The following is a 10,869-nucleotide window of genomic DNA, read 5'->3' on the forward strand; positions in this document are numbered from 1 at the left end:
CAAAAATTAATGAAGATGCAGAAATATCTATTCTTACTTTTGATGATAAAGAAGGAAAAGAAACTTACTGGCATTCAACTTCACATTTAATGGCTCATGCCGTTCAATCTCTTTTCCCAGAAGCTAAGTTTGGTGTTGGTCCTGCTATAGATGCAGGATTTTATTATGACATTGATATTAATACTACATTAACTGATGATGACCTTTTAAAGATTGAAAATAAAATGCTCGAAATTGCTAAACAAAAAAATCCATTCAAAAGAACTGAACTTAGCAAAGAAGAAGCAATCAAATTTTTTGAAAAGAAAGGAGATAATTATAAACTTGAAATTCTGAGTGAACTTGATGATACAAAAGAAGTAATTAGTATTTATGAGGAAGGTGATTTTACAGATTTGTGTACTGGTCCTCATGTTCCAGATACAGGAAAAATTAAATACATAAAATTACTAAGTGTTTCAGGTTCTTATTGGAGAGGCAACGAAAAAAATAAACAGCTCCAAAGAATTTATGGTATTTCTTTCCCAAAGAAAAAAATGCTTGATGATTATTTGTTATTTCTGGAAGAAGCAAAGAAAAGAGATCATAGGAAACTCGGTAAGCAGCTTGATTTATTTAGTATTCATGAAGAAGCTGGAGCTGGTTTAATTTACTGGCATCCTCGCGGTGCACGCATTAGAAATACAATCGAAACTTTCTGGCGAGCTCAACATATTAAAAATGGTTATGAACTTCTTTATTCACCTCACATGGGAAAGAGCTGGCTTTGGGAAACGAGTGGACATCTTTCATTCTATAAAGAAAATATGTATGCACCGATGAGCATTGATGATCAGGATTATTATATAAAACCAATGAACTGCCCATTTCATATTATGATTTATAAATCAAAACTTCGTTCTTATCGAGAACTTCCATTAAGATGGGCAGAATTAGGAACAGTTTATCGTTATGAAAAAAGTGGTGTGCTTCATGGACTTTTGCGTGTGCGTGGATTTACTCAAGATGATGCTCACATCTTTTGTACTCAAGAACAAATTGAAGATGAAATTATCGAAGTAGTTCGTTTCTCTATTTTTATGCTTAGGTCTTTTGGTTTCGAAGATTTGAAATTTTATATTGCAACAAAACCTGAAGATGCTATCGGTGAAGATGCAATTTGGGAAAAAGCAATTAATTCTCTTAAACATGCTTTGGAAAGAGAAAATTTGAGTTATGAAATTGATGAAGGCGGCGGCGCATTTTATGGTCCTAAGATTGATATTAAAATTAAAGATGCTCTTAATCGTGAATGGCAGTTAAGCACTGTTCAATTTGATTTTAATTTGCCTGAACGATTTGATATGAAATATATTGGAGAAGATGGAAAAGAACATCGTCCATTTATGGTTCATCGTGCACTGCTTGGTTCTATAGAAAGATTTATGGGAATTTTAATTGAGCATTATGCTGGTGCATTTCCAACATGGCTTGCACCAATTCAAGTTGCAGTTGTGCCAGTTTCACAAAATTATCTTGATTATGCAAAAGAGGTCTACAAACAATTGAAAGAATTAGATATTTTTGCAGAACTAGATGAAAGAAATGAGAAGATTGGATATAAAATAAGAGATTGGGAAACTCAAAAAGTTCCTTATATGTTAATTGTAGGTGAGAAAGAAAAAACTTCAGGAACAGTTTCTGTGCGTCAACATAAAGTTGGAGATAAAGGAAGTTATTCATTAAAAGATTTTATTGATTTAATTCAATTAGAAATAAAAAACAGAATTAATCACAATTAAAGAGGTAATTTATTACACAAGTAAAACACCGTGTAAATCAGGAAATTAAATCTCCAGAAGTAAGATTAATCGGAGCTAACGGAGAACAAATAGGAATAGTATCAATTCAAATAGCATTACAAAAAGCAGAAGAAGCGGGAATGGATTTGGTTGAAATAGCACCGCAGGCAAATCCTCCTGTGTGCAAAATTATTGATTATGGAAAATTTGTTTATGAACAACAGAAGAGAGAAAAACTTCAAAAGAAAAAACAGCAGGTAAGTGTTCTTAAAGAAATTAGATTGCATCCAAATACTGACACACATGATTTTGATTTCAAAGCAAGACATGCAGCAAATTTTATTGAAGATGGAAATAAAGTAAAAGTTTCTGTGATATTTAAGGGAAGAGAATTAGCATATACAGAAATCGGAGAAGAATTATTAAGAAAATTTATTGAAAGATTATCGGACATTGCAAAAGTGGAACAAGAACCAAAGTTTGAAGGCAGAGCGATGCATGCCATATTAGCACCGCAAAAAGGTAAAAAGAAAAAATAGATAGGTGAGATAATGCCAAAAATGAAAAGTAATCGAGGTGCCAAAAAAACTTTTAGAGTTACAGGCACAGGAAAAATCAAAAGAAACAAAGCATACAAATCACATATTCTAACTACTAAATCAAGAAAGAGAAAAAGAAATCTTAGAAAAGCAACACTTGTTTCAAAAGCAGATTTAAAAAGAGTTAAAATAATGCTACAATAAATTGGAGAGGAATCGAAATGCCACGCTCAGTAAATCATGTAGCGTCGAAAAGAAGACGTAAAAAAATACTAAAATTAGCTAAAGGTTATTGGGGAGCTCGTAAGAATGTTCTTACAGTTGCAAAACATCATGTCGAAAAAGGCTTGCTTCATGCATACAGAGATAGAAAGCTTAAAAAGAGAGAATTTCGCTCTTTGTGGATTGTAAGAATTAATGCTGCTGCAAGAGAAAATGGAACTACTTATTCTCGATTAATTGGTGCATTAAATAAAAAAGGAATAAGTATAAATAGAAAAATTCTTGCAAGCTTGGCTGTAGAAAATCCCAAAGCTTTCTCTGATGTAGTAAAATTTGCAATGAATTAACAATTATCCCTCTCGAATTTATATTTTAAAATCGAGAGGGATTTATTTTAAACTCTCGGGGAAAATTATGCTAAATAAAATTTCTGAAACCCGGAAAATTTTTGATGAAGACATTTCAAAAGTTTCTAATCTTCAATCACTCGAAGAACTGCGCATAAAATTTTTAAGCCGCAAGGGTATTATTCCTCAACTTTTTGATTTATTCAAAGAAATATCAAAAGAAGAAAAAAAAATTGTTGGCAAAGAATTAAATGAACTGAAAAATTATGTTCAGCAAAAATATGATGAACTGAAAACAAAACTTGAAGCCGAGGAAAAATCACAAAAAGAATTATCTCTTGATGTTACTCTTCCCGGCAGAATTAAAACTATTGGCAGCAAACATCTCATTACTCAAACTCTTGATGAAATCAAAAATATTTTTAAAGGATTAGGTTTTTCAGTTTATGAAGGTCCAGAACTTGAATCTGATTACAATAATTTTGAAGCATTAAATTTTCCTGCTGACCATCCCGCTCGTGATATGCAAGATACATTTTTTATCAACCAAAATTTTTTATTAAGAACTCATACTTCACCTGTTCAAATTAGATTGATGAAATCGAAGAAACCTCCAATTAGAGCAATAATGCCAGGGAAAGTTTATCGGAACGAAGTAATAAGTGCAAAAAGTTATTGCTTATTTCATCAAGTTGAAGGTTTATATGTTGACCGTGATGTTACATTTGCCGAACTAAAAGGGACGCTGGTTGCATTCTTAAAACAATTTTTTGGTGATGATGTTAAGTACAGATTTCGTGCAAGCTTTTTCCCATTCACAGAACCGAGTGCAGAAATGGATGTATGGTGGCAACCAAAAGGAAAAGAAGGCAGATGGCTTGAAGTGCTTGGTTGCGGTATGGTTGACCCAAATGTTTTAATTAATGTTGGAATTGACCCTGAAGAATATGTTGGTTATGCTTTTGGAATGGGGATTGAAAGAACAGCAATGCGCAAATATGGTATCGATGATATCAGAATTTTATTTGACAGCGATATTCGTTTCTTGAGGCAATTTTAAAAGGTGATGTTATGAAAATTTCTCTTAACTGGCTTAATGATTATATCGATTTGAAAGATATTCCATTAAATGATATAGTTGAAAAATTAAGTCTTGCAGGATTAGAAGTAGAAGAAGTTATTGACCAATCAAAAAATTTTGAAAACATTGTTGTTGGTTATGTAAAAGAAAAAAGAAAACATCCGAATGCAGATAAACTTTCTGTCTGCATTGTAAGCGATGGTTCTCAGGATTATAATGTGATTTGTGGAGCTCCAAATGTAGAAGCAGGTCAAAAAGTTCCTTTTGCAAAAGTTGGGGCTGTAATTCCTTTCAATGGAATGAAATTAGAGAAAGTAAAAATTCGTGGAGAACTTTCTCAAGGTATGATATGTTCAGAAAAAGAACTTGGTTTGAGCGATAATCATGAAGGAATTATGGTTTTAGATTCTGAATTGAAAGAAGGAACATCATTTGCCGATGCAATTGGATTAAACGATATTATTCTTGATATTGCAATTACTCCTAATCGTGCAGATGCATTAAGTCATATTGGAATTGCAAGAGATTTATCTGCAATATTTGACAGACCGTTGAAAATTCCTTCTGTAGAAATTCAAGAATCAAATTTCAAATCTGAAGATATTGCTTCTGTTGAAATTATTGATGAAGTCAATTGTCCTCGTTATGTGGGCAAAGTTGTTTTAAATGTTCAAATCAAAGAATCTCCTGAATGGCTTAAACGAAGATTAAAAAGCGTAGGTTTAAGACCAATCAACAATGTTGTTGATGTTACAAATTATGTTTTGTATGAAGTTGGTCAACCTTTGCATGCATTTGATTTGGATAATTTGAGCGGTAAAAAAATTATTGTTCGTTCTGCATCAGAAGGTGAAAAATTTATTACACTCGATTCAAAAGAAAGAGAATTAACATCTAAAGATTTAATGATATGCGATGCAGAAAAACCTGTTGCAATTGCCGGAGTAATGGGCGGCGAAAATTCTGAAGTTACATCTTCAACAAAAAATATTTTGATTGAAAGTGCTTTCTTTAATCCATCTTCAATCAGAAGAACTGCAAAGAGATTGGGGCTTCAGACTGATGCATCTTATCGATTTGAAAGAGGAACTGATTATGGAATAACAGTCTGGGCTGCTCGTCGTGCTGCACAATTAATTTTTCAAACAGCTGGCGGTGAAATTGCAAATGGTGAAATTGATGTTTATCCAAATCCTTTCGCTCAAAAATCTGTAGAGCTTCGTTATGATAGAATCCCAAGAATTTTGGGTTATCAAGTTCAGAAAGAAAAAGTGAAAAAAATTTTTATCAATCTTGGTTTTGAAATTAAAAATGAAGATGAAAAGAAATTGTCATTAGCTGTTCCTACTTATCGTCATGATATTGAAAGAGAAATTGATTTGATTGAAGAAGTTGCAAGAATTTATGGTTATGATAAAATTCCAGAAATCGAAAAAATTTCTGTAACGCTTGAAGAGAAAATTGACCAATCAGCTTTCAACGATAATGTTCGAAATATTTTGAACTCACTTGGATTTTATGAAATAGTTACAAATTCACTTTTGAGAGAAGAAATAGCAAAAAAATTTGGCAATCCGATTGGAGTATTAAATCCTCAAAGCATAGAGATGACACATTTGCGTCCATCTTTACTTCCTGGAATGCTGCAAGCAATTCTTAATAATCTTAAAGTGAATGAAAGAAGTCTACAACTTTTTGAAATAGGAAAAATATTTGAAAGAAAACATGATGATGAAATAAAAAGTTTTGATGACTTTTACGAAAAAGAAAGTTTAATAATCGCATTAACTGGAAATGCAGTTGAAACAGAATGGTATGAAAAAGATAGAACTTATGATTTTTATGATTTGAAAGGATATGTTCAATCATTCTTAACAGAGCTGATACCTTCATTAAATTATCAAATAGAAAAGATAATTGATACAAATGAATATGAAGTTGGCATTCAATTAAACTATGGAAATCAAATTATTGGGAAAGGAGGAATAGTTAGAAAAGAATTATTGAAATTGTTCGACATAAGTCAAAATGTATTATCATTCATTTTTGATTTGGATTTGATCAAATCAATAAAGCCTGATAAAAAAGAATTTAAAGAGTTATTAAAATATCCAAAAGTATATCGAGATTTTGCTTTTATACTTGATGAATCAATCGAAGCTGAAAGTGTTATAGAGGTGATTAAAAAATCAAGTTCTAAATTGTTGCATCATATCAAGTTATTTGATATTTTCCAAAGTGAAAGTTTAGGTAAAGGTAAAAAAAGTCTTGCATTCCAGTTAGAGTATTATGATGAAACAAGAACTCTAACTGAGGAAGAAGTTGAAAAAGATTTTTGGAATGCAATTAAAGCAGTTGAAGAAAAATTAAATGGGAAATTAAGAGGCATTTAGTGGCAGAGCTTTCAAAATATGACATGTTTTTAGAAGAACTAAATGCTCTTGAAAAAGAAATTTATTATTTTATTCAAAAAGGTTCTGAGTTGATTGAAGCCAATCAGGCTTTAAGCAACAGAATCAGTCAATTAGAAAAAGAAAATGAAGCATTAAAAAAACGTTTGTCTGAAATTGAATCAAAAATTTCAAGGTCAATGTTCAATGAAGAAAATTTATTTGGAGCAGAAAAGTTTAATACAGAAGAAAGAGAAGCATTAAAGAACAAAATAAGCGAATTGATAGCCAGGATTGACTATCATTTGCGTTCTTAAAATATTGTTTGATGATGGAAGAGATATAAAATGGGCGAAAAAAAGAAGCTTAAAGTAAAAATATTTGATAAAGAATATTCTTTGCTGGTAGAAAATCAGGAAGTTGCAGCTGAATTAGCAGAATATGTGAATAATATTATGGAAGAAACTAAAGAAGAATTACCGGATCAACCAAAAGATACAATTGCAATAATAGCAGCATTAAATATTGCATACGATTTGTTTATGGAAAAAAATAGATTTCGTGAGTTCAGCATACAAGCAACAGATAAAGTAAAAAGAATTAAGCTTCTTTTGAGTGAGTCCAAGTTTATGTCCTCTCCATCATAAAAAGTTTCCGCACTGTCGGCCCAATTTATAAAAGAACTAACAATAAAAAACTATAGGGTTATTGACTCGCGGCGTGTATTACAGGCCTCAACCGTCTTTATGACGGTCTCCCGTTCTAACGGGGGCAGTGGAAGTAAAAAGCGTCGGGCAATTTCCCACATTGTATAAGAAGGGTTCTTTTTATATAAATGGCCGGCAGCTGCGGTATTAATTTTCTTATAATGGAGGATATATGCAGTTGGAAATGTACTTGGTTCTTATTATTACTTCTGTAACTGCTGTAATTTCTTTCTTGCTGGGTTGGTTGGTGAATTCTAAAATCGGCAGGAATAATATAGCTGTTGCGAAAGAAAAAGCTCAGAAAATTATTGAAGAAGCTGAAAAAGAAGCTAAGCATATAAAAAGAGAAAAACTTCTCGAAGTTAAAGATGAATGGCTTAAGAAGAAACAGGAGTTCGATAATGAAGTAAATACAAAACGTCAAAAACTTCAGGCTTATGAAAAACAGCTTGAAACAAGAGAAGATAATCTTGAAAAAAAATACGATGTCGTAGTTCAAAAAGAAAAAACTCTTAAAGAACTCGAAAAGCAACTTCAGCTTCAAAAAGAAGAAATCGAAAGAAAGAATCTCGAGTTAGAAAAATTAATTGAAGAACAAAATATTCGCCTTGAGAAGACTGCAGGTCTAACATCTGAAGAAGCAAAGAAAATGCTGATGGAAAATATGATTAATCAGGCAAAAGCAGATGCTTCTCAGATGATAAAAGAAATACGCGAGCAGGCTAAACTCGAGGCAAAAAAAGAAGCTCAAAAAATTATTGTTCAGGCTATTCAAAGAACTGCTGTTGACCATTCTGTTGAAACAACTGTTTCAGTTGTTCAAATTCAGAATGACGAAATGAAAGGCAGAATAATTGGAAGAGAAGGCAGAAACATTCGCGCCTTCGAAGCAGCAACTGGTGTGGATGTAATTGTAGATGATACACCAGAAGCTGTTATTCTTTCTGCTTTTGACCAGTTTAGAAGAGAAGTTGCTCGAATTGCTCTTGAAAGATTGATTGCCGATGGAAGAATTCATCCAGCAAGAATTGAAGAAGTAGTTGCAAAAGTAGAACAGGAACTCGATGAAGAAATTCAGCGGGAAGGTGAAAATACTCTAATTCAACTTGGTTTACATGGAGTTCATCCAGAACTCGTAAAACATATTGGCAAAATGAAATATCGTTCCAGTTATGGACAGAACCTTTTGCAGCACAGCATTGAAGTTGCATATCTTACAGGAATCATGGCAGCTGAACTTGGTCTTGATGTTAATCTTGCAAAACGCGCTGGCTTGTTGCATGATATTGGAAAGACAATCGACCGTGATGTTGAAGGACCTCATGCTTTGCTTGGATATGAATTAACTAAAAAGTATAATGAACATCCAATTGTTGTAAATGCAGTTGGAAGCCATCATGAAGATATTGAAATGGAACATCCTATTGCTGCACTTGTTCAGGCTGCGGATGCAATTAGCGGTGCTCGTCCGGGTGCAAGAAGAGAACCACTTGAAAGTTATGTAAAACGACTTGAAAATCTTGAAGCACTTGCAAAATCTTTTGAAGGTGTTGCAAAAACTTATGCTATTCAAGCAGGAAGAGAAGTTAGAGTTGTTGTTGAACCTGATAAAGTAGATGATGCACTTGCAGATAGATTGTCTTATGAAATTGCACAAAAGATTCAGGAAGAAATGGAATATCCCGGACAAATAAAAGTAATGGTAATTCGCGAAGTAAGAAAAATAGCTTACGCAAAATAAATTTATAGACTGTGTTTAATCATACTAAAATTTTTCTTAATGATTAAACACAGTCTTTTTTATTTATAAAAAATCACACCGTATAAAATTACAATAACATGATTCACATGGTAGTAGAAAATCTTTGAAAAAGTTTAAGAAAGGTTTTTTTATAAGATTTATTTCATGATAATTTTTATTACGACCTTATTTTAAAGTTTTTTTATTCTAAAAATTTATTAATAAGTTAGACATTAAAATAAAAATTAATAAGTAAGACTTTTGGGAAATTTTTTTCGGGAATATTTTTAATAAAATAATAAATGAATAAAAAAATATTAATAGGAATAACAGGAGGAATTGGAGCAGGAAAAACAATAGTAAGCTCAATTATTGAATCCGAAGGATATTATGTTTTGAAATCTGACCTTACTGCAAAAGAAATAATGCAGAAAGATGTAGAGGTTAAGAAAAATATTATTGAATATTTTGGTAAAGAATCGTATATCAATGGCAAACTTAATACAGAATATCTTGCAGAAAAAATTTTTTCTTCAAAAGAAAATGTAGAAAAGATAAATTCCATTGTTCATCCAAAAACTATTAAAAGAACACTTGAGCTGGCAGAAAAAGAATTTCAGAAATCTAATTATGTCTTTGTTGAATCTGCATTAATATACGAAGCAAAAATTCAGGATTATTTTGATTATATTATTTTAGTTTATTCTGATGAACAAACAAGAATCAAAAGAATAGTAGAACGTGACAAAGTAAGTGAAGAAAAAATTCGAAGAAGAATGGAATTTCAAATTCCAGATGAAAAGAAAAAAGAATGGGCAGACTTTGTTATTGTTAATAATAATGATAAGGATGAATTAAAAAAGAAAGTACTTTTTGTGTTAAGTTTGATTAAGTCGTTATAAGAAAATTTTTATTACATCAATAAATGAAATATAATCCGGATTAATTAATGGAAAAACACACTCGAGTTAACGACATTTTACTCGGACCTCTCGAACGACCAGCCTTGCAATGGTTAGCCCAAAGAATGCCAAAATTTGTTACTCCAGATGTTCTCACATTAATTGGTTTATTAGGTTCTTTCATTACAGGCTTGAGTTATTATTTGACAACTTACGATAAAATTTTTCTCTGGATTGCAGATTTAGGTTTAGTGATTAATTGGTTCGGAGATAGTTTAGATGGAACTTTAGCAAGATATAGAAAAATTGAAAGACCCAAGTATGGCTATTTTATTGACCATACACTTGACTCATTAAGTATAATAATAATTGCTGCAGGTGCTGGATTATCTCCATATACAAGATTCGATTTTGTAATGTTTGCTCTTGTTGGTTATTTGCTGATGTCAGTTCTTGTTTATATAAGAACATATGTTTATGGTGTTTTTAAGATTTCTTATTACAAAATTGGTCCAACAGAAGTAAGATTGATTATAATTATTCTAAACACTTTAGTTTATTTCTTTGGTGCAAATGAATTTGCCTATGAAGATGAAAAGTATACAATTTTAGATGTTGGGGCATTAGTATTTGGTATTGGATTGATTATACTTTTTATAATCTCGGTAATATTTGAAGGAAATAAGTTAAAGAAAGATGAGCTAAAGAGCAGAGAAAATATTTAACATATATTTGTGATAATTGATTTTAACAATCAATTAAAATTCATTCCAATGAACATAACAAAAAGTTAATTTTAATGTTATTGTTTTTCATAAGGATAATTTGATAATAATTTTTTATTTGAAAGAATAATTAATATTCAGATTTGTAACATAAAGAATGTAATTGACATTAGGGTTTTGCAATATTTCTTTATTTCAAAATTCTCTTACTTTATAAATAAAGATTTAGAACATAGTTAATTATCAAAAAGATGTTTTAATATCTCAAGTCCTTTGGAAGAACCTTCAACCTCCTGATCCGTAGTCAAAAAGAGGAATATTAATTAGTAAATTTAGTACACCCGGAAGGACTCTCCCAAAAGGGATTCCTTTGGAAGAACCTTCAACCTCCTGATTTTGTAGTCAAAAAAAGAAGATTGAAACAAGTTAATAGG

The 10,869-nt window shown here is 31.4% G+C and carries 11 protein-coding genes; all 11 read left to right on the plus strand.

The features are described 5' to 3' along the window. A partial coding sequence (gene thrS, locus AC27L2_RS13300) for a threonine--tRNA ligase (protein ID WP_487212252.1) occupies positions 1 to 1,781 on the plus strand: 1,781 nt, incomplete at its 5' end. Between the two features lie 11 nt (positions 1,782 to 1,792). Beyond that, complete coding sequence (gene infC, locus AC27L2_RS13305; RefSeq protein WP_487212262.1) at positions 1,793 to 2,320, plus strand: translation initiation factor IF-3; 528 nt, start codon at positions 1,793 to 1,795, stop codon at positions 2,318 to 2,320. A gap of 12 nt (positions 2,321 to 2,332) precedes the next feature. Then, a complete protein-coding gene (gene rpmI / locus AC27L2_RS13310; RefSeq protein ID WP_487212253.1) occupies positions 2,333 to 2,524 on the plus strand; it encodes a 50S ribosomal protein L35 in 192 nt (63 codons plus the stop codon). A gap of 17 nt (positions 2,525 to 2,541) precedes the next feature. After that, the gene (rplT, locus tag AC27L2_RS13315) at positions 2,542 to 2,889 is read left to right on the plus strand and encodes a 50S ribosomal protein L20 (protein ID WP_487212254.1); all 348 of its coding nucleotides are present in this window, start codon (positions 2,542 to 2,544) and stop codon (positions 2,887 to 2,889) included. Positions 2,890 to 2,956: 67 nt separating this feature from the next. After that, the gene (gene pheS / locus AC27L2_RS13320) at positions 2,957 to 3,949 is read left to right on the plus strand and encodes a phenylalanine--tRNA ligase subunit alpha (protein ID WP_487212255.1); all 993 of its coding nucleotides are present in this window, start codon (positions 2,957 to 2,959) and stop codon (positions 3,947 to 3,949) included. An 11-nt stretch (positions 3,950 to 3,960) separates the two neighbouring features. Further along, positions 3,961 to 6,363: a phenylalanine--tRNA ligase subunit beta gene (gene pheT / locus AC27L2_RS13325; RefSeq protein ID WP_487212256.1), complete on the plus strand. Its 2,403-nt coding sequence runs from the start codon at positions 3,961 to 3,963 to the stop codon at positions 6,361 to 6,363. Continuing rightward, a complete protein-coding gene (locus tag AC27L2_RS13330; RefSeq protein WP_487212257.1) occupies positions 6,363 to 6,677 on the plus strand; it encodes a hypothetical protein in 315 nt (104 codons plus the stop codon). Before pheT ends, AC27L2_RS13330 begins: the two co-directional genes overlap by 1 nt. 30 nt (positions 6,678 to 6,707) lie before the next feature. Further along, positions 6,708 to 7,007, plus strand: a complete 300-nt coding sequence (gene zapA / locus AC27L2_RS13335) for a cell division protein ZapA (RefSeq protein WP_487212258.1) — start codon at positions 6,708 to 6,710, stop codon at positions 7,005 to 7,007. A 232-nt stretch (positions 7,008 to 7,239) separates the two neighbouring features. Then, complete coding sequence (gene rny, locus AC27L2_RS13340) at positions 7,240 to 8,808, plus strand: ribonuclease Y (protein WP_487212259.1); 1,569 nt, start codon at positions 7,240 to 7,242, stop codon at positions 8,806 to 8,808. 302 nt (positions 8,809 to 9,110) lie between these two features. Then, positions 9,111 to 9,710 (plus strand): dephospho-CoA kinase, encoded by a 600-nt coding sequence (coaE, locus tag AC27L2_RS13345; protein WP_487212260.1) that lies wholly within the window; start codon positions 9,111 to 9,113, stop codon positions 9,708 to 9,710. A gap of 47 nt (positions 9,711 to 9,757) precedes the next feature. Next, a complete protein-coding gene (locus AC27L2_RS13350) occupies positions 9,758 to 10,435 on the plus strand; it encodes a CDP-alcohol phosphatidyltransferase family protein (RefSeq protein WP_487212261.1) in 678 nt (225 codons plus the stop codon). Positions 10,436 to 10,869: the final 434 nt, after the last annotated feature.

Source organism: Rosettibacter sp. KY25 (genome assembly GCF_057554405.1).

Bases quoted from the DNA above. Each gene is read 5' to 3' on its own strand.
- rpmI (WP_487212253.1), top strand. From the start codon at position 2,333: ATGCCAAAAATGAAAAGTAATCGAGGTGCCAAAAAAACTTTTAGAGTT.
- rplT (WP_487212254.1), top strand. From the start codon at position 2,542: ATGCCACGCTCAGTAAATCATGTAGCGTCGAAAAGAAGACGTAAAAAA.
- pheS (WP_487212255.1), top strand. From the start codon at position 2,957: ATGCTAAATAAAATTTCTGAAACCCGGAAAATTTTTGATGAAGACATT.
- pheT (WP_487212256.1), top strand. From the start codon at position 3,961: ATGAAAATTTCTCTTAACTGGCTTAATGATTATATCGATTTGAAAGAT.
- zapA (WP_487212258.1), top strand. From the start codon at position 6,708: ATGGGCGAAAAAAAGAAGCTTAAAGTAAAAATATTTGATAAAGAATAT.
- rny (WP_487212259.1), top strand. From the start codon at position 7,240: ATGCAGTTGGAAATGTACTTGGTTCTTATTATTACTTCTGTAACTGCT.
- coaE (WP_487212260.1), top strand. From the start codon at position 9,111: ATGAATAAAAAAATATTAATAGGAATAACAGGAGGAATTGGAGCAGGA.
- AC27L2_RS13350 (WP_487212261.1), top strand. From the start codon at position 9,758: ATGGAAAAACACACTCGAGTTAACGACATTTTACTCGGACCTCTCGAA.